Origin of the sequence: Planococcus sp. ISL-110 (assembly GCF_018613575.1) — a bacterium.
In the GTDB taxonomy this organism is placed as follows: domain Bacteria; phylum Bacillota; class Bacilli; order Bacillales_A; family Planococcaceae; genus Planococcus.
Genome location: NZ_JAGGPX010000006.1, coordinates 32,208 through 50,961 on the forward strand (window position 1 = coordinate 32,208; position 18,754 = coordinate 50,961).

15 protein-coding genes are annotated in these 18,754 nt (G+C 45.7%); 8 read left to right on the top strand and 7 right to left on the bottom strand.

Annotated elements, in window-relative coordinates:
* The first annotated feature begins 177 nt into the window (after window positions 1-177).
* Window positions 178-1,488 carry a 2-hydroxycarboxylate transporter family protein gene (locus tag J7I83_RS03190; protein ID WP_251047419.1) on the top strand — a complete coding sequence of 437 codons (1,311 nt, stop codon included), beginning with the start codon at window positions 178-180 and terminating at the stop codon, window positions 1,486-1,488.
* Window positions 1,489-1,640: 152 nt separating this feature from the next.
* Here J7I83_RS03190 and J7I83_RS03195 read toward each other — a convergent pair whose 3' ends face one another.
* The 5 genes from J7I83_RS03195 to J7I83_RS03215 form a co-directional block, all read right to left on the bottom strand.
* Window positions 1,641-1,862 carry a helix-turn-helix domain-containing protein gene (locus J7I83_RS03195; protein ID WP_215099241.1) on the bottom strand — a complete coding sequence of 74 codons (222 nt, stop codon included), beginning with the start codon at window positions 1,860-1,862 and terminating at the stop codon, window positions 1,641-1,643.
* A gap of 10 nt (window positions 1,863-1,872) precedes the next feature.
* Window positions 1,873-2,295 carry a DUF2975 domain-containing protein gene (locus J7I83_RS03200; RefSeq protein ID WP_251047420.1) on the bottom strand — a complete coding sequence of 141 codons (423 nt, stop codon included), beginning with the start codon at window positions 2,293-2,295 and terminating at the stop codon, window positions 1,873-1,875.
* A gap of 849 nt (window positions 2,296-3,144) precedes the next feature.
* On the bottom strand, window positions 3,145-4,509 hold the full coding sequence (locus J7I83_RS03205) for a YjiH family protein (protein WP_215099243.1): 1,365 nt from the start codon (window positions 4,507-4,509) through the stop codon (window positions 3,145-3,147).
* Window positions 4,506-5,837: a sigma 54-interacting transcriptional regulator gene (locus tag J7I83_RS03210; protein ID WP_215099244.1), complete on the bottom strand. Its 1,332-nt coding sequence runs from the start codon at window positions 5,835-5,837 to the stop codon at window positions 4,506-4,508. Before J7I83_RS03210 ends, J7I83_RS03205 begins: the two co-directional genes overlap by 4 nt.
* Window positions 5,838-6,139: 302 nt before the next feature.
* Window positions 6,140-6,889 carry an SDR family NAD(P)-dependent oxidoreductase gene (locus J7I83_RS03215; RefSeq protein ID WP_215099245.1) on the bottom strand — a complete coding sequence of 250 codons (750 nt, stop codon included), beginning with the start codon at window positions 6,887-6,889 and terminating at the stop codon, window positions 6,140-6,142.
* A 178-nt stretch (window positions 6,890-7,067) separates the two neighbouring features.
* Between J7I83_RS03215 and J7I83_RS03220 the strand changes: the two genes are divergently transcribed.
* The 4 genes from J7I83_RS03220 to J7I83_RS03235 all read left to right on the top strand — a co-directional run bounded on the left by J7I83_RS03220 (window position 7,068) and on the right by J7I83_RS03235 (window position 11,150).
* The gene (locus J7I83_RS03220; RefSeq protein WP_251047421.1) at window positions 7,068-7,568 is read left to right on the top strand and encodes a pyridoxamine 5'-phosphate oxidase family protein; all 501 of its coding nucleotides are present in this window, start codon (window positions 7,068-7,070) and stop codon (window positions 7,566-7,568) included.
* A 513-nt stretch (window positions 7,569-8,081) separates the two neighbouring features.
* Entirely contained in the window at window positions 8,082-9,464 is a 1,383-nt protein-coding gene (gene gdhA, locus J7I83_RS03225; protein ID WP_215099246.1) for an NADP-specific glutamate dehydrogenase, read from the top strand.
* 153 nt (window positions 9,465-9,617) lie between these two features.
* Complete coding sequence (locus J7I83_RS03230; RefSeq protein WP_215099247.1) at window positions 9,618-10,583, top strand: Abi family protein; 966 nt, start codon at window positions 9,618-9,620, stop codon at window positions 10,581-10,583.
* Window positions 10,584-10,616: 33 nt separating this feature from the next.
* Complete coding sequence (locus J7I83_RS03235) at window positions 10,617-11,150, top strand: DUF1697 domain-containing protein (RefSeq protein WP_215099248.1); 534 nt, start codon at window positions 10,617-10,619, stop codon at window positions 11,148-11,150.
* Between the two features lie 47 nt (window positions 11,151-11,197).
* Here the strand turns inward: J7I83_RS03235 and mug are convergent, their stop codons facing one another.
* Both mug and J7I83_RS03245 read right to left on the bottom strand, forming a co-directional pair.
* Window positions 11,198-11,707 (bottom strand): G/U mismatch-specific DNA glycosylase, encoded by a 510-nt coding sequence (gene mug / locus J7I83_RS03240; protein WP_215099356.1) that lies wholly within the window; start codon window positions 11,705-11,707, stop codon window positions 11,198-11,200.
* A 39-nt stretch (window positions 11,708-11,746) separates the two neighbouring features.
* On the bottom strand, window positions 11,747-11,959 hold the full coding sequence (locus J7I83_RS03245; protein WP_215099249.1) for a TM2 domain-containing protein: 213 nt from the start codon (window positions 11,957-11,959) through the stop codon (window positions 11,747-11,749).
* A 628-nt stretch (window positions 11,960-12,587) separates the two neighbouring features.
* Here J7I83_RS03245 and J7I83_RS03250 point away from each other — a divergent pair.
* The 3 genes from J7I83_RS03250 to J7I83_RS03260 all read left to right on the top strand — a co-directional run bounded on the left by J7I83_RS03250 (window position 12,588) and on the right by J7I83_RS03260 (window position 18,709).
* On the top strand, window positions 12,588-14,201 hold the full coding sequence (locus J7I83_RS03250) for a glycoside hydrolase family 13 protein (RefSeq protein WP_215099250.1): 1,614 nt from the start codon (window positions 12,588-12,590) through the stop codon (window positions 14,199-14,201).
* Between the two features lie 621 nt (window positions 14,202-14,822).
* Window positions 14,823-15,500, top strand: a complete 678-nt coding sequence (locus J7I83_RS03255; RefSeq protein ID WP_215099251.1) for a protein kinase family protein — start codon at window positions 14,823-14,825, stop codon at window positions 15,498-15,500.
* 470 nt (window positions 15,501-15,970) lie between these two features.
* A complete protein-coding gene (locus J7I83_RS03260) occupies window positions 15,971-18,709 on the top strand; it encodes a M14 family metallopeptidase (protein ID WP_215099252.1) in 2,739 nt (912 codons plus the stop codon).
* Window positions 18,710-18,754 lie beyond the last annotated feature (45 nt).

An 18,754-nucleotide genomic window follows, 5' to 3' on the forward strand; every position in this document is an offset into this window, starting at 1 on the left:
ATTACAATAAGTTCAATACTTTCATAAGGTATTCGTTTTCTGACTATTTAACTATGATTGGTATTAATCGATTGAAAGCGCTTTCCTTGAACGGCTGTCAATCATCAAAAAAATATGGAAAAGGGTTGGGCTGACAGGCTGCCTGGACCAGAAGAAAACAGGATGGAGTTGATAAAAATGGAAGAAACAAAACGAAAAATACCGGCAGATCTGCCGATGAAAAAAAACTTAGGGACGCTTTCAGTATTTAATATCCCCGTTCTATGGTTTGGCATTTTTGCGGCGATCGCCCTTTATGCCATGTATACAGATAACCTGCCGGCAGGCATGATTGGAGCTTTGTTGATCATTATGGTCCTCGGTGAACTGCTTGGTTGGATCGGAGACCATACCCCGATCGTCCGTACATTTTTAGGCGGCGGTGCGATTGTAGCTATATTTGGTTCAGCCTATATGGTCTACAGCGGTTTGATGCCTGAAACGACATCAACGCTCATTACAGAATTCATGAAAGATGGAGACTTCCTGAACTTCTATATTGCCGCGTTGATCACCGGCAGTATTTTGGGGATGGAGTCGAAAGTACTGGTCAAAGCTGGCGTTCGCTATGCTTTGCCTTTACTGGCAGCGGTTGCGGGAGCAGTGGCGCTGGCAGCATTGGTCGGTCTGGTGCTTGGATTCAGTGTTCAGGATGCTGTTTTGGTCATCGCAATGCCAATTATGGGCGGAGGCATGGGTGCTGGTGCAGTGCCGATGTCACAAGTCTATTCCGAGATGCTTGGAAACGAGCCTGGTTATTATTTGTCGATCCTGGTGCCTGCACTGGCGCTCGGAAACGTGTTTGCTATAATTCTTGCCAGTGTATTGAACATTGTCGGCAAGAAGTATCCGAGTTTGACAGGCAACGGGCAGTTGATCAAAGGCTTCCATTACGAGAAAAAAGAATCGCCGGAATACAACCTGGCTAAAATGGGCATTGGTGTCTTGGCTGCCGTATCGTTTTATGTCTTAGGGAACCTGTTGGGTGATTTGATTCCGCTGCATCCATACGCAATCATGATCATCCTGGTGGCGGGCCTGAAAGTGGCGAATATCATGCCGGAGATTATTGTGGAAGGCGCAAGCCAGTGGTATGAATTTGTCGCGAGAAACTGGACCAATGCCCTGTTGATCGGCATCGGTGTCGCTTACACAGATTTGGCTGCTGTCTTGAATGCATTAAGCATTGAATATGTCCTAATTGTTCTTGCTGTGGTTCTAGGCGCGGTCATCGGTTCAGGCATCGTCGGAAAGTTCATGGGCTTCTACCCGATCGAAGCGGCCATTACAGCCGGGCTTTGCATGGCAAACATGGGCGGAACAGGCGACGTTGCTGTGCTGTCTGCAGCACGGCGGATGGAATTGATGCCATTTGCGCAGATTTCCTCCCGTCTTGGCGGTGCGCTGATTTTGCTGCTGGCCAGCATATTCATTCCGTTCTTCATTTAGCAAGAAGAAAAAAATCCACTCACAGTATTCGCTGTGAGTGGATTTTTTTTACTTTCTTTTCTTGCTGCTGGAAATGCGCGATTTTGGCCGATATAGCCCAGCAGCTTGAAGGTCTGGGATAAGACAATGTAAACAGGCTGAATAGGCGCTGCCTATACGGACGGCTCATCTTCAGGCCGATACTCCAGTAAATCCCCAGGCTGACAATCCAGTGCTTTGCAGATTGCCTCCAGAGTGGATAGCCGAACGGCTTTTGCTTTGCCGTTTTTCAGGATGGACAAGTTGGCCATGGTGATGCCGACCTTCTCCGATAACTCGGTAACACTCATTTTCCGTTTGGCCAGCATCACGTCGATATTGATTATAATTGCCATATCATTCACCTCAGACTGTCAGATCGTTTTCTGATTTTATTTCTATTGCGTTTTCCAATAGTTTTTGAAGAACCGCTGCAAAGACCGCAATGACAATGGCACCGAATGTGATGACCATTCCGAGTCCGCCAAGGCCAGGCGCGTCATCGACTTCTGCTGTGTAGAGGATAATCGGCAGGCACAGAATGTACAGCACAGTGATAGTGAGGGCGCAGTATTTGATATTCTTCAGTGCCGCAACGGATCTTTCCGAGAAGGCGGTGTTCCGGTCAATATAGCCCAAAAGCTTCATTGCCTGATACAAGGCCACAAAATAAGCGATCGCAGTACCGTACAGGGCAATTAAAAAGAAGTATTGCAAAAATGCCCACTGCGGTATGACTTCTCCGACAAACTGCGACAGCGGGGGCACCACAAAGATGCATGCAGCCATTACTGGCAGGGCCATCAAAAAAAGAACGATTTTTAAAAACAGGGTTTCCCGTTTTACTTTAAAGCACCTCGCTTGTATAAGATTGCTTACAGTATAAAATGGTGTTTATCGAATTACAATAAATATATATTGATTAAAGGGATAAATTTCGCTTTCTATTCCAGAAAACAGCTTTAGGCGAGACTGATTTTTTTCATTAGTAGTATTTAACAGCAATTGAGTTCCTAAATCAGGTCACTTTTTTCTGGAACGAGCCATGCGAAAGTATTGTAAGCGGCGATTTTTAAACTTAGGTTGTTAGACTCCCGAAACAATGATAAGGTTGGTCAGTTGAATCAATTTAATAATTGGTTTTATTTTAAAAATTCAACCGCTTCGGCCTGGTTCTATTCAGCGTTGTATTGGCTAATTCGCAATAAATCCTGCATCAGAAATAATCTGATTTAGTCAAATCAGAGACACACAAAAAAGGCTTTGCCGCTAACCATTAAGGTTAACGGCAAAGCTTTTTACATTTTTTTCAGGATTCTGGATAGATAAATTTTACTTATGGGGGTTATTTCTGGCTCTTTAATATTAAAATCTGAATATTTTGTTTTTTTGATAAAGCGGAGTATGATAAGGGAAAAAGGAGGAGGAGTTCAAATGGAAGCCACCTTTGGGCTTATGCCCATGCTCATTATTTCCGTCATTATGCTTGTGCTCATCGTATCTTATTTTATCTTCCATCGCTGGGTATAATGAGTGCTGTAAAGAGAGGAGCCGCATACCGACATGCGGCTTTTTATATGGATCGAAAACGACAGAAAAACTCCACTTCCAGATTCAAAATTCTGGAAGTGGAGTTTTTTATACGAACAAATGGCCGAACAACACAAGAATCGGCAATGTGATAATGGTGCGCAAAACGAAGATTACAGCCAGTTCCCAGAATTTCACTGGTATGTTCGAACGCAGGATCAAAATGCCGATTTCAGACATATAAATGATTTGCGTCAAAGATACACCGGCCAGAACAAAGCGGGTCAATTCGCTTTCGATGCCGCTGCCGAGTACAGCAGGCAGGAACATATCTGCGAACCCGACAAGGAATGTAGGTGCAGCTGCAGCTGCTTCAGGCAATCCCATCAGGGTCAGTACCGGAATCAGCGGGTAGGAAACGATTTGGAAAAGTGGTGTATATTCTGCAACAATCAAGGCGACTGTACCGAGAGCCATAACCAGCGGAATCAACGCCAACCAGATATCAAGCACTGTCTCAATGCCGACTTGTGCAAGTTTTTTAGGGCTTGCGGCGCCGTTTGCTTTGCGGCGGGCTTCGTCAAATCCCCATTTGAATAGGGAAACACCTTCAGGAACAGTATCATCAATCTGTTTTCCAATCGGTGCGTAATATGTATCCTTTTTACGGGACAGCGGCGGAATGCGCGGCATGATGACAGCGGCTACCAGACAAGCAACTGATACAGCCAGATAGAACGGCAGGAACAAATGGCCGATGCCGACGACGTTTGCGACAATAAGGCTGAAAGCGATGGAAGCGATTGAAAATGTCGTTGCAATGACGGACGCCTCACGCTCTGTGTAATTGCCTTCATCGTATTGTTTCATGGTCACCAAAACGCCAACTGGCGCTGCACCCATCCACGATGCCATGGCATCGATCGATGAGCGGCCAGGCAGGGTGAAGACAGGACGCATGATTTTGTTCAGCAAGGTACCGACAAATTCCATCAAGCCGAATTCCACCAATAAGGGCAGCAGGATCCCGGCGAACAGGAACCATGTCAGCAGGACTGGCGCCAGGTCATAGAGAACAACGCCGCCAGTATTCCGTGAAGCGATCGCTTCGGGCCCGATTTCATAATAGGCCATGATGCCAAATGCAAAAGCGAGTACGCGGACGATCAGGCCGAATGGTCCATTAATGAAGATAGAGCGTAAAAAAGGCGATTTTTGGACAAAAGCAGGCTTTAAGGCAGTCGCCGCTAAGCTGGCGATTGCTGAGAAGCCGAGCAGGATAACAATAAATGGCGGGATCACATCACCGAACGTCGTCAACAGGAATGATGCCAGAATGCCGACGCCGATGGTCACTTCGCCATTATAGGAGATTGGGAAGAGGAATAACAGCGCGCCGATGATGGAAGGAATCAGAAACTTCCAGGTATCGGCCGGTCGGATTGTCTTTTTTTCGCTTTGAAGTATGGTCATGTGATTTCCCCCCCAGATGGTGTGTTGGTGTATTTTTTTAGTTTGCGGACGACGGATGGCTGGCTGATGCCCAGGATGTTGGCCATCTCAGTGGTGGTCCGGTAGCGTTTTTGTGCGTTCAGCAGGACTTTCTTTTCGACGGCTTCCAGAATATGCGGGAGCGTCTGGCCATCAAGTTCAAAACCGATGCGTTCATCCGAATCTGGCTGATAGGTGATGGGCAGGTCATCGAGTGTGACCAGAGCCGAATCGCTTTCGATAAAGCTGCGTTCGAGCACATTGCGCAGCTCACGGAAGTTGCTTTTCCAGGGCAATTGCAGCAAATGGAAGTACAGGTCATCAGAGAGTGATTTCTGCTGCTGGTAGTTATTGTTGAGCTCTTCGAGAAAAAGGCTGATGGACTGGTCCAAGTCGTCCGGCCGCTCTCTCAGCGGTTTCAATTCGATCGATGCCAGGTGCAGCGAATAAAACAAGTCTTGCCGGAAACGGCCATCGCTGACAGCTTTTTCAACCGAAGCGTTGCTGATGGCGATAATCCGCGCAGTGTGCGGTTGCTGCAAAATATTGAACAGCGCTGCCTGAGAAGCCGGAGAGAGCTGGTCAATTTCATTGAGCACCAAGGTCCCGCCAGCAGCCAGGCCCATATAGCCTTCTCCATCCAATCCCGTAAAGCTGATTTCGAATACCGATTCCGGGATGGCACTGCAATGGACTTCGATAAAAGCGGCGTCGCGGCGGCTGCTCTGTGAATGGATAAATTTAGCGAGTGCCGTTTTCCCCGTGCCGGGCTCTCCCTGAATAACGACAGGTGTTTGCAGCTGCGCCATTTTAATGGCCGTTTGAAGTGCCCGGCTGGAAGACGGGCTTTCCATGACGCAGCCTTCGACGTGGAGTTGCTGTTTGCGCAGGTGGGCCAGCTCGCTTTTAACTTTGGACATCTCCGATTCCAGGTTCTCCAAATATTCTTTCATGACCATCAGCTGTGACATATCATAGGAATAGCTGACGACAAAGTCGACGTTGCCTTTGTCGTTGAACAGCGGAATTCCGGTGATCAGGACTTTTCTTCCAGAAGGCGTATCCTGACGCAGCACAACCTTTTTCTTTTGCTCCAGCACCAGCGGCGTGATGGCGGGGGAAAAGATTCCTGCTGCTTCCAGGTCATAAACCGATTTTCCAAGCAGCTCTTCAGGGGCCACTCCATAAGGCTCGCCACTGTGCGGGGAAACTTTAATGATTCGGCCTTCCCGGGTGGTGACAATAATATCTTCATCATAGGCATCAATAATTTCCTCGTCAGTATTGGGAAGCAGAAATAAAGTATTCATGATTGGCCTCCGTTATTCATTCTTGTATAGACTATACATTATTGAATAATCACTTTACAAGGAAATATTTTATTATTTTCAAATAACTTTATGTAAATATTGGATTTGTCAGGATTTTTTTCATAGGTATTTGTGGGGTAGAGAGAGCGGTTTATGTAATTCTTATGAGTTTTAGGGTATTTTTATAAGTTGATTTTTGATCAGGGCATAGAGAAAATAGCGGTGAAAGAGGATTTCGACTGAGTCAAATAAAAAGGCAAACCCCGAAATGGAGTTTGCCTTTTTATTTGATTGGTTTGTGCCTATTTTGTATTGGTAAAGCCGCCATCGATGCGAATAACTTCCCCATTGATATAAGTGGCTTTTGATGTCAGCAGGAAAGTGACCAACTCTGCCACTTCCTCCGGCGTACCCAGTCGTTTTTGCGGGATGCCGGAGGTGGCATTTTCTTTCATTTCCGGATTGTCGCGGTAAAAAGCTTCAACCATGGGTGTTTCAGTCGGACCTGGTGCAATGGAATTGACACGCAAGCCATCTTTGGCGTATTCTGCCACCAGGCTTTTCGTCATGCCGACGATGCCATGCTTCGTAGCGGAATACGTGACCACGGAACCCTGTCCGATGACGCCTGCGCTAGAAGCGGTATTGACGATGGATCCACCGCCGTTTTTCATCATAACTTCAGCTACATACCGCATGCCATACAAAGCACCTAATAGATTAATGCCGACAATGCTTTCGATTTCACTGATTTCAGTATCGAGAAAGAGTTTTCCGCTGCCTGAAATCCCCGCGTTGTTGAAGAAATAATCGATAGTACCGAAATGTTCCACGGTCTTTTCCACGTAGTTTTTTACTTCTTCTGCTTTGGCTACATCGGCCTTGATGAAAATGGCGTCTCGTCCGAGCTGCTTTACCATCTCGACGGTTTCGTTTCCGCCTTTTTCACTAATATCGACTACTGCGATATTGACGCCTTCTTCAGCTAAACGAACTGCTGCAGACTGCCCGAGCCCGCTTCCGCCACCTGTGATGATTGCTGTTTTAGCCATAAAAAAATCGACCTCCAATTGGTATTTGTTTCTCCATCTGTTGTAATTATTTACCCGGAACAGCGGAAAGCTAATCAGAACAAAAAAAGTGGAAATGACGTTTTCAGAATCAAAAACGGGAATTCTATGGAGCATATCCGCTTTACTTAATCCAATATCTATTAGGGGGGGAAATAATATGGTAAACAATCCAACAAATAATCTTGAGTCAATCAAAACGGTCAATGGTTTGATCAAGGACATTAAAGTGGCCATGTTCACGACCGTTTCTTCCAACAATAAAATCATTTCACGTCCCATGCAAACACAGAAAGTGGAGTTTGATGGAGAGCTGTGGTACCTGACGATGAAAGACACGGAGAAGTACCAGGAAATCACCAGCAACCCGAACGTTGACCTGGCTTATGCGGGAAACTCATATGTATCCATCAGCGGGACTGCTGAATTTATCGAAGATGAAGCGAAGAAAAAGAATACTGGAATCAGATCTTCGACAAAATGCTGGACACTCCCTATGGATGATCCGAATGTAGTGCTGATCAAAGTGGATGCCGATTCAGCTGAATACTGGGATTCAGGAAACACCTTGAAGTCAGTCAAGACTTTCGTCAAGAAATTGACCAACAAAGATACAGAAAAAGACCATAAAGAGATCAACGACACAGTGGACTTTAACTAAAGAACCCACCTGATACAGAAAAGCTCGCAGGCCAGTAGTTGTCTGCGAGCTTTTTGGATTTAAAGAACTTCTGCTTCTAACACTGGCTTTTTTTCCGGTGTGATTCTTGCTTTTCTATCCTGAGCTTCATGCGGTATTGGCGACAACTATCATTTCGGCCGGCTATCCCAATTCGGTATAGGATTCCGAATTGGGAAGTCCGAATGTAAAATGCTCTTGCGTTTCGAATTCGGCTAAGCAGGCGGGAAGAACAGAGAAAAGAGAAGGCGTTTGTTTAAAATGCATTTATTATTATAAAAAACTTTATTTGTCAAAAAATATTGAAAACACTGCGAACTAGACAATGATAGCGCTCTCTTCTGTGTAGAAAAGAGGCGGTAGGAAATCAGCAGGACTCTGATAGGTGAATATTAGTTTGCAACAGCTGGGTTCAGTTTGTATAATGAGAGATAAATATTAGTTTATGTGAATAATTATTCGTAAATAGTTTTTTCAAGAGAGGATTGAACGCAATTGACAACTGTCCAACAGGAAAATCCAATCAAGCAGCAATCATCTTATGAATATATACAAGCCGTACATAAAAAAATCAGAGAGCGCAATCCAGGAGAAGCAGAATTTCTTCAGGCGACTTGGGAAGTATTCGATTCTTTACAGCCGGTATTTGAACAGCATCCGGAATATGTGGAACAAGGCATTTTGGAACGTATTTCTGAGCCGGAAAGGTTGATTGCTTTTCGGGTAACATGGGAAGACGATGCCGGAAATGTTCATGTCAACCGGGGGCACCGTGTGCAGTTCAATAGCACGCTCGGACCTTTCAAAGGTGGCTTGCGTTTTCATCCCTCTCTGACAGCCAGTGTGGTGAAGTTTCTCGGGTTTGAACAAATTTTCAAAAACGCGTTGACTGGCCTGCCGATCGGTGGCGGAAAAGGCGGCTCTGACTTTGATCCGAAAGGGAAGTCGGACCGTGAAATTATGCGTTTCTGCCAAAGCTTTATGACGGAACTGACCCGGCACATCGGTCCGGACATCGACGTTCCAGCAGGAGATATCGGTGTCGGCAAACGGGAAATCGGCTATATGTTCGGCCAATACAAACGTCTTCGGAATGCATCTGAAGCAGGCGTCTTTACCGGGAAAAATCCGGAAAATGGCGGAAGCCTAATCCGGAAAGAAGCAACCGGTTATGGAACTGTTTATTTTGTTGAAGAAATGCTGAAGGATCAGGGGCATTCATTCAAAGGCAGTAAAGTCATCGTTTCAGGTTCGGGCAACGTCTCGATTTATGCCATGGAAAAAGCCATTGAGTTTGGTGCAACGGTGGTTGCCTGCAGTGACTCGGAGGGCTTTATCTACGATCCGGACGGCATTGATGTTGAAACCGTCAAACAGCTGAAGGAAGTCGATAGAAAACGGATTTTCGATTATCTTGAAAGCCATCCGAATGCCGAGTATGGCAAAAATAAATCGGAAATCTGGAAAATTCCATGTGATATTGCCTTGCCTTGTGCGACACAAAACGAAATCGATGGAGAAAGCGCTCAGGTCATGGTCGAGAATTTGGTGAAGGCCGTGGGAGAAGGCGCCAATATGCCTTGCACGGAAGAAGCGGTGCGTGTGCTGACGCATAATAAAGTATTGTTTGCGCCGGCGAAAGCCGCCAATGCAGGCGGCGTTGCGGTTTCTGCGATGGAAATGTCCCAGAACAGCATGCGCTATTCGTGGTCAGCCGAAGAAGTGGATGAAAAACTGCTGCAGGTTATGAAAACCATCTACAAAACGTGCACAGAAACTGCAGCGCAATACGGTTCACCCGGCAACCTGATTATCGGCGCCAATATTGCAGGCTTCAAAAAAGTGGCCGACGCCATGGTGAGCCATGGCTTGAACTAAATGATGCAAGTATGTAGCAATACAATTGAAGGATGCAGTTTGGCCGACCCTGGCATAGGACTTCCAGGGAGCGGCCTTTTTTTGTTACACGGGGTATATGGTTTATTAATGGAGGAGTTTCGCTTACAGTAAAAGAAGAAGAAGACGCAAAGGATGAGACATGTGAAGGAATTTGCCTCCCACGACGAACAGCTGGAGATTCTCGAGGAGCGGGGTCTGAAAGTAGCGGATAAAGAGACTGCGAAACGGATTTTGTCGCGCGAGAATTATTACGCATTGATCGATGGCTATAAGGAGCCTTTCCTGGAGCACGATGAACGGCTTAATCCGTATGGCTTTGAACGCTATCAGAAAGGAACAGAGTTCAGCCATTTGTATGCGCTGCACAGCTTTGACCGGAAGCTGCGGCTGCTGTTGCTGAATGAATTGCTGAAGTTCGAGAAAAACATCAAGTCCAAGGTGGCATACCGCTTTTCCGAAAAGTTCAAGGAAACGGAAAGCTTTCTGAATCCGGATAATTATAGTGTGGACAGCCAGCATCACCATGAACGTGACCGCATCATGTCAACACTTGCTAATCTGATCAAAAGCCATAAGAAACGGGACAAAGTGAGATATCCGGCCATCCGCGAGTTTTACGACAAGCACAAAAACGTGCCGCTTTGGGTGCTGGTCAATTTTCTGTCGCTTGGCCAGATCACGCATTTCTATGCCGTTATTGACGAAGAACTGCGGGATCGCATTGCCGCTGACTTTGCGGAGGAATACAGCAAAGAATACGCACCCGTCCGCTTGAAAGCGAGCGATCTGGATGCCATCTTGCGCATCGTGTTTCCGTACCGCAATAAATCCGCCCACGAGGAAGTGCTGTACTGTTTTCATCTTGCTCATCCGGTGGAACTTGGAGATGTCGAGTCCATGCTTGAAATGGAAAAAGGGAACCTTGGTGGAGCAACGGTGTTTTCTGTGCTGTGCCTGCTGAAGCTGGTGCTGGCAAAAGAAGATTATGAGTTGTTTTCCAGAGAACTGGAGCAATTGATCGGCAATCTTCAAGCATCGGTTCAAAATCGGGCCTTTAGAAAAATCATGGATGATGCTGGATTTAATGGGCGCTATTAGAAGAGAATCCTGTTAACCGAGGAGTTGGTTGCGATGATGTATGTGGCCTTGCTGCATGGCATCAATGTAGGCGACAATAACAAAGTGGACATGAAGAAGCTGAAGCAGGCCTTTGAAGAGGCTGGAATGTCGTCTGTCGTTACGTATATCAATTCTGGCAATATTTTTTTTGCTGACGATGTTCATCCGAAAGAACAATTGGCGCCAATTTTGGAAAAAGCAATCCACAGCCAGTTTGGACAGCAGATCAATGTGCTGATTTACAGTTCAGAAGAGGTTCGGGAAATCACAGAGGCCATTCCTGAAAATTGGTCAAACGACTCGCAGATGAAAAGTGGTGTATTGTTTTTGTGGCAGGATGTAGACGGCGAAGATGTGCTGGATGGATTGGTGACCAAGCCGGGAATCGACCGTGTCAGCTATGTGCCCGGTGCTATCCTTTGGTCGGTGGATAGGGAGCAAGTCACCAAAAGCGGCACGGTGAAGATTATTGGGTCAGCCCTTTACCGGCGCGTTACGGTCCGCAACGTCAATACGGTTCGAAAAATCGCGGCATTGCTGCAGTAAATGACAAACAAAAAGGCCGTCCTCTTGTGCTAAGAGGACGGCCTTTTTCAATTGTAGTTGTTTAAACCGCTGTAAATCTCAACAATGTCATCCAGCTTCATGCGCACCAATCCGCTTGAGGAGGGCGCAACATATTCAACGGCGCCCGGGATGACCGGGTCTTTTTGAAGACCCCAGGAAACGGCTTTTCTTTTGCTGAACTGTTGGTAGACGCCTTTTCCGACAAAGCAGACGGCTTTTGGCCGGAACTTCCTGATTTTTTGCTCCAGCAGTTTGGCGCCTTCCATATATTCCTCTTTGGAAATCTCCGCAGCTTCTTTGGTCGGCCGCGCGACGATATTCGTCAGGCCGTAGCCAAGGGTGAGCAGGCCACAGTTTTCTTCGGGCCGGTATTTTCGTGGCGTCAACCCAGCTTCGTCAAGGATCTTCCAAAACCGGTTGTTCGGATTGGCGTAATGAAAGCCGGTTTCAGAAGAACGGATGCTTGGATTAAAGCCGACGAATAAAATTTTCAAATCTTCCTGCAGATGGTCAGGAATCGGTTCAAGCTGCAAAATAGATTCCCTCCTTAACCCTGTAGAAGCAGTCGGCTGTTTTTAGCGTCGGCCATGCTTTTCCTGAAAAGTTTCTTCAGATTGCAGAAGGTATAAGATTCCTTCGATGATTCCGATGACTGCGGGAATGCCAGTCCAAAAGAATAATAGATAAAGAATCCCCATGCCTGGACGCCCAAGGTAAAACTTGTGTGCGCCAAAGTCGCCAAGGAAAATAGCGAGCAAGGCGGATGCTAATTTGCTTTTGCTTTTCATTGTGTATCATCCTTTCCAGATACACTACTATTCCCGAATTCCAGAAAGTTAACAGTGGAATAAGAAAAAAGATTAGTTTTTGATTTTTTTAATGATGCTGAAGGAAAGCAGTTTTTTTCACGCCACATCGGCTGCTGCAAATTCTTCAGAACTTTTCTCAATATACACAATTTACAGGTTAGTTCTTTAATCAACCTGTAAAGCTGAAAATTATAAAAACAATAGTATTCAAGTGTCATTCACAAAGAGTAAATTAACCGATTTCAGGAAGAGAATTGTCAGAAATCATAAATATCTTCAAATGGAAACGGTATCATTGAATTAATGTCAGAAAACTTCACAAAAGAGGTTTTTTTATTGGTAGAGCGGTTATATAAAAAGATATAAAAATGGAAGAGGGTGACTGCGCCGGCTAAAATCTATTGAAAAATTCGGTATGATGCCTTGGTAATTTTTTGCGAATTCTGCTACACTATCAACTTGTAAATAGTTTTTCTAGAAAAATGTTGCTGGATAATGGAAGTGAATAAAAGTTGAAATAGACATTCGGACATCTTCGGACTAAATCAGGGGTTAAGGCCGATTGATTGATTGGAAGAGTGGCCAAGGTCTTTGTGAGGGATCAGTTATGAACAAGAAATGGTGGAAAGAAGCAGTTGCGTATCAGGTGTATCCGAGGAGTTTTAAGGATTCAAACGATGACGGCGTAGGCGATATTAACGGGGTGACCAGCAAGCTGGATTATTTGAAAGACCTTGGCATTGATGTTATTTGGATTTGTCCGATGTACAAATCACCCAATGATGACAACGGCTACGATATCAGCGACTATCAGGAGATTATGGAAGAGTTCGGTACGATGGCGGATTTTGATCGCCTGCTCGAAGAAGTGCATGCGCGGGATATGAAATTGATCATCGATTTGGTGATCAATCATACAAGTGATGAACATCCATGGTTCATGGAATCACGTGCTTCGCGCGATAACGACAAGCGCGATTGGTATATTTGGAGTGATGAGCCGACCAACTGGGAAAGTATTTTTGGCGGTTCGGCCTGGGAATATGATCAGGAAACGAAACAGTATTTTTTGCATTTATTCTCCAAAAAGCAGCCGGATCTGAACTGGGAAAATCCAGAAGTAAGGCAGGCTTTGTATGACATGGTCAATTGGTGGCTGGATAAAGGAATCGATGGCTTCCGTGTAGATGCCATCAGCCATATCAAAAAAGAAATAAGCGACATCGAGGATCCGGAACAGAATCTGTACGTACAGGCCTGGGACAAAATGATGAACGTTAAAGGGATACAGCCGTTGCTCGCGGAACTGCGTGATGAGACATTTGCGAAACGCGATATTATGACAGTCGGCGAAGCGAATGGCGTTCAGGCAAGTGATATCAAGGAATGGATTTCCGAGGACGACGGGAAATTCGATATGGTGTTCCAATTTGAAAGCATGGGCTTATGGGATACCGATTCGGTAACGGGCATCGACGTACCAAAACTAAAAGAAGTGCTGACCAAATGGCAAAAAGCTGTGGAAGGCCACGGCTGGAACGCGCTGTTCATCGAAAATCACGACAAGCCGCGCATCGTATCTTCCTGGGGGAATGATCAGGAATATTGGCGTGAAAGTGCAACGGCTATCGCCTGCATGTATTTCTTCATGCAGGGTACGCCGTTCATCTACCAAGGACAGGAAATCGGCATGACCAATGCGCCGTTTGAAGAACTGGCGCATTACAACGATATCCAAACGCATAACCTTTACCATTTCAACCGTTCGGAAGGCATGGAGCATGACGCCGTAATGACGATCATCAAGGCACAAAGCCGTGACCATTCACGCACGCCGATGCAATGGGATGCCAGCCCGAATGCCGGATTTTCAAATAGCAAGCCCTGGCTCCGCGTCAATCCGAACTATGAAGAAATTAATGTGGCAGCTCAGCTGCGCGATCCGCATTCAGTCCTCTGGTTTTACCGGAAAATGATTTGGCTGCGCAAGCAACAGAATGTTCTCGTCTATGGAAGCTACGAGCTTGAGGATGTCGGCCACGAATCGATTTATGCTTACACCCGCACGAATGAAGAAAAAACGCTCTTGGTCATCACCAATTTGACGGAGTATGCCTGCTACTGGGATGAGCCAGAAAGTGCACGCTGCCTGTTGAACAATTACCAGCAGCAGGATCCAAAGCAATTGCTGCCGTTTGAAGCGCGAGTTTACGAATTGTAAAGTTGTAAGACCCTGCCCCCGAGCGGTTTGCTTGGGGGCAGGGTCTTTTGTGTTGAGAAGAGCGGCGGATTTTCATCAGCGTCTAGAAATTCGCTTTTGCGCAAATAAACTCGGGTATCCCGCAAACAAACCCTTCGCCAGGTATGTAAAGTGTAAAGTGTAAAGTAAGCCGACTTTTTTCACCTTGATATGAGTAAAATTTGCTAGCCAGATGAAATATTGGATTTTCACCTGATAATAGTTATAGTAGACCTGTATATTCGTCTCTAAGCTAGTTATTCTAGGCAGACGTCTAGACTTTTTTGACCATAAACAGAAAAAACCACCTTGCCCGAGGGCAAGATGGTTTCGATAGTTTGCGGCGTATCAAGCCACGCTCCACAACGTGTTTCCCGAAAGAGTGCTTGTCCGTCTTATGCAAACGAGCTCATCGCGTAGTTAACATTAGACGATAGTTGCAAATCTGTCAATGTTTTATAGTGGATAAGCCTGGGAGCACTGGTATAGCAACAGTTTTCATGCATACACGCATTCCTGAAAATGGGATCTTCGCCGCGAATAGTTCGTCACATAATAACTACTTTTAGTAACGAAGTTATGAAGAATAAAGGAGAGTGGATTATGGAGCAATCATGGCAGGAGATAGCAGAATCACTGGCAGCGGTTAAAATCGTAGCCAACCCAAACAATGAGCCCGTGAGTATAGAAGGAATCGCGGCTGGATTTCGCTGCATAGGAGTAGGGACAGACGCGGCAGTGTTTCAATTTTTGGAGGCACCGGAATATGCATTCAAAGTCTATGCGGAAAATAAAAAGGACAAACTCGAAGCAGAGGCGAAAGTCTATAAGGAAATCGGTGATTCCCCTTATTTTTCCAATTGCTATGGCGTGAATGACCGGTTGTTGGTGATCAAGTATGAAGAAGGCCTAACTTTATTTGATTGTCTTCTTCAGGGAGTCCATGTTCCTGATCAGGTTATTCAAGATGTTGAAGAGGCTAGAGACTTTATTCGTCAAATCGGGTTGAACCCTCGGGATATCCATTTGAAGAATATTTTATTGCAGAATGGACGCGCAAAGCTGCTTGATGTTTCGGAATATATAAAGACCGGAAATGACTTTAGATGGGAACATCTAAAAAAAGCGCATGCGGAATATTACGCGATCATCGACGGCAAACCGATGCCATTTTGGCTGCTAGATACTGTCAGAAAATGGTACCATCACTGGAATCGCTATTCGTCTTCCTTTGATGAATTCATGCAGATCGTATCAAAGCAGATGAGCTATTGGAAATAGCTTGGTTGCTGTCCGCCAAAGCCGAGTTGTTGAAAGTGCCGTTATTTCTGGACTACGAAATCTGTGTAAAGTATAAAATCCACGACAAGATGCTCTCCGACACAATATTTGGCTAGTACTGCCACATAATTGTATCGGAGAGTATTTTTTATCTGAGTAACTTCAAGCCGTTTTCCGCAGCCATGAACTGCACCTCCGTTGTTAGTTGGGTCTAACAACGGAGGTGCAGTTTTTTTATGGAAAAATTTTCAATCGGAGATAAGATAAAGTTGCTTGGTTGTGAATGAATGGTCCTATTTAAATGGCTTATCTCAGTGACTTTAAAACTATTTTTCATACCAGGAATCAAGTGGAAAACTGGAAGAAAGTACTGACTTTTAAAAAAATAGGTTATCCTCTTCGGGATGCGAAATATTCTGTTATATTTAAAAGTGTACGCAGCAAACAAAATTGAAGGGATGGGTGGATAAATGAAAAAGATGTTTTCGAGTGTGATGGCAGCCGTCTTGACGCTGTCATTGTTCGTGCCATCAAGTGCAGCTATTGAGAAAGATCAGGCAGCGGAACTGGAGCTTAGCCAATCGGTATTTTCGATGACAGAAGTACGTACCGTGGAAGTCAATGCTGATTTAGGGGAAGGCGTGGATTTGCAGAATATCGAGTTTCAGTTTGGAGGCAAACCATTATCTGACTGGCAAACCTGGACTTCGGGCACTAATTACGATGGAGACCCATTTATTAAAGTCGTTAAAGGTCCTGAATTTATCGAAGGTACGACCGAGATCCAGGCAACTTTGGAATTCGGTTTGCCATATGGAACGGGGGATTTATCGAATCGCACAATCCGCACCCAATACCAGCAATTTATCGGTGACTATGAGCTGGCTGTCATTGATTCGGAAAGTGGCCAAAAAGCGGCTGCAGTTGTTGAGTGGAATGTGTACGACGAATTTAAAGTATACGATGAGTTAAAGCCGGCAATTGATCAAATTTTTGAAGCGGCTGAAGATGATGAAGACAATGACCGTTACCTTGAATACCAAAAAGTGGGTGAATCCTCCAATGGGCATGATATCCATTTTGTCATCCTGGCGAGAGACGAAGAGGCAGTCGATACATACCTGAATGAAACCTTGCCAACGGCCCTTGATGATCCGGGAAGTCTCATTGAAAAGCTGGAGGCTGGAGAACTGGAAGATTATCAGGTACCCATCTGGTTCAATAATATTCATCCGGATGAAGTGGAAGGCGTAGATGTTCAAGTTGAATTACTGGAGAAATTTGCGTTGGAAGAAGAAATCACCTTCAATAATGTCGAAGGTACAGAGGAAGTTGAAGAAACCTTAAATGTGGATGATGTTCTTGATGATGCGATTTTCTTGTATATGTTCACAAGCAACCCGGACGGCAGAGTCGCCAATACCCGTGCAAACGGCGAAGGCTTTGATTTGAATCGTGATAATGCCTACCAAACACAAGTTGAAACACAGCAAGTGAATGAAGTGGTATCGCAATGGACACCGCTGTCTTTTGTGGATTTCCATGGCTATGTCGATGGATTTTTGATTGAACCAGCGACACCTCCGCATAACCCGAATTTCGAATATGACTTGTTGATCGGAAATATGATGGAGCAGGCACATGCTTTGGGGAATGCTGGAATCGCCAATTCAGATTTGACTTCTTACTTCATTGCCAAAGAAGGTTATGGTTCTGGGTGGGATGATATGACACCGGCCTATACGGCGATGTATGGGATGCTCCATGGGGCGCTCAGCCACACGATCGAAGTACCGACGCTTAGCCAGGATTCCTATAATGCATTGGTGGGAAGCGGGCTGGGTGCGGCAAAATACGTTCACGAAAATAAAGATGAACTTTACAAAGAACAGCTGGAGATTTTCAAACGCGGAGTCAATGGTGAAGATAACCGTGCTGTCGATGAGCATTTGGTTAACGCTTCGGGTGAAGCGATTGGCCGCGTCCGTGATGGCAATGAAAACTTCTTCCCGGATTATTACGTGATCCCGGCAGAGTCAAAAACACAGAAAAACGTGCTTGAAGCCTATAAGATGGCAGATTACCTGATCCGCAATGGTGTTAAAGTCGAGCAGACAGTCAAGCCATCGACCATCGATGGCGTAAAGTATGCGAAAGGCACTTTTGTCGTACCGATGCATCAGGCAAAACGCGGCTTGGCGAATGCGATGCTTTATCAGGGGGACAATGTTTCGGATTGGGATGCGATGTATGATCCGATCGTCGTCAATTTCCCTGATTTAAGAGGCTTCGACCTCACAGAAATTCGTGAGGCAGGGGCATTTGAAGGCAATACGAAAAAAGTATCCGAAGTGGTCATTCCGACAAGCTCTATTCAAGGAAACCCACCAAAACAGATTCTAAAAAACTCAACCAATGATGCTGTCCGTGTCGTTAACGCCTTGCTGGCTGAAGGCAAAACGGTCGAAGTGCTGACCGACGACAGCGGCGAACAAGCAGAAGCTGGCGATTATGTAGTAGCCACTAATGATTTGCGCGCATATGCAGATGATTATTATTTTGAAGCCCACTCTTTTGGCAATGGCAAAAATGCTGCAGTTGAAGTTCTGGAGCAGCCGGAAGTCGCTGCTACAGGATCTGCTCAACTCAACTTCTCTTTGCGCCAGCTTGGTTTTGAATTGGTAGAGCCGGCAGATGCGGATGTTATTGTCAGTGATACAAATTCCTTCAATGCCCAGCAGGCAACCGGAAAAACCTTTGTTGGAATAGGGGCACCGGCACTGAACGCTGTCAGTAAGAGTGGCGTGCTTCCAGGGTTTGCGTTTGGCAACACTGGCGCAAGGCATGAAGGCCTCGTCAAAGCAACAGTCGCTCAACATCCATTGACGGCTGGCTACGAACAGCAGGAAAACCTGTATGTAACGACCGGTTCATGGATGTCAAGTCTTCCAGAAAGCGCAGAAGTATTGGCGAGTTTCCAGGACAGCGATGATTTCTATCTTGCAGGCTGGTGGCCTGGCTACGAAAAAGCCAGAGCTCAAACAATGGCATTTACAGTAGACAGCAACGACACTACGTACACGCTGTTTGCCAATGACCTGGCTTTCCGTGCTCATACGGAGCATTCGTATCGTTTATTGGCCAACTCAATTTACGATGCAGTCCGCGTGGCCGAACCGGTTAAAACCGGCAAAGCGAAAACTAAGTAAGTAGCTGCGGGAGAAATCGAAGAAAAGCATTCCGGTTACCCAAAT

Excerpts from the sequence above, each read along its gene's own strand:
- J7I83_RS03250 (WP_215099250.1), top strand. The coding sequence starts at position 12,588 with ATGAACAAGAAATGGTGGAAAGAAGCAGTTGCGTATCAGGTGTATCCG.
- J7I83_RS03200 (WP_251047420.1), bottom strand. The coding sequence starts at position 2,295 with ATGGCTGCATGCATCTTTGTGGTGCCCCCGCTGTCGCAGTTTGTCGGA.
- J7I83_RS03195 (WP_215099241.1), bottom strand. The coding sequence starts at position 1,862 with ATGGCAATTATAATCAATATCGACGTGATGCTGGCCAAACGGAAAATG.
- J7I83_RS03210 (WP_215099244.1), bottom strand. The coding sequence starts at position 5,837 with ATGAATACTTTATTTCTGCTTCCCAATACTGACGAGGAAATTATTGAT.
- J7I83_RS03230 (WP_215099247.1), top strand. The coding sequence starts at position 9,618 with ATGAGACATGTGAAGGAATTTGCCTCCCACGACGAACAGCTGGAGATT.
- J7I83_RS03260 (WP_215099252.1), top strand. The coding sequence starts at position 15,971 with ATGAAAAAGATGTTTTCGAGTGTGATGGCAGCCGTCTTGACGCTGTCA.
- J7I83_RS03255 (WP_215099251.1), top strand. The coding sequence starts at position 14,823 with ATGGAGCAATCATGGCAGGAGATAGCAGAATCACTGGCAGCGGTTAAA.
- J7I83_RS03235 (WP_215099248.1), top strand. The coding sequence starts at position 10,617 with ATGATGTATGTGGCCTTGCTGCATGGCATCAATGTAGGCGACAATAAC.
- J7I83_RS03215 (WP_215099245.1), bottom strand. The coding sequence starts at position 6,889 with ATGGCTAAAACAGCAATCATCACAGGTGGCGGAAGCGGGCTCGGGCAG.
- J7I83_RS03220 (WP_251047421.1), top strand. The coding sequence starts at position 7,068 with ATGGTAAACAATCCAACAAATAATCTTGAGTCAATCAAAACGGTCAAT.
- J7I83_RS03190 (WP_251047419.1), top strand. The coding sequence starts at position 178 with ATGGAAGAAACAAAACGAAAAATACCGGCAGATCTGCCGATGAAAAAA.
- J7I83_RS03205 (WP_215099243.1), bottom strand. The coding sequence starts at position 4,509 with ATGACCATACTTCAAAGCGAAAAAAAGACAATCCGACCGGCCGATACC.
- J7I83_RS03245 (WP_215099249.1), bottom strand. The coding sequence starts at position 11,959 with ATGAAAAGCAAAAGCAAATTAGCATCCGCCTTGCTCGCTATTTTCCTT.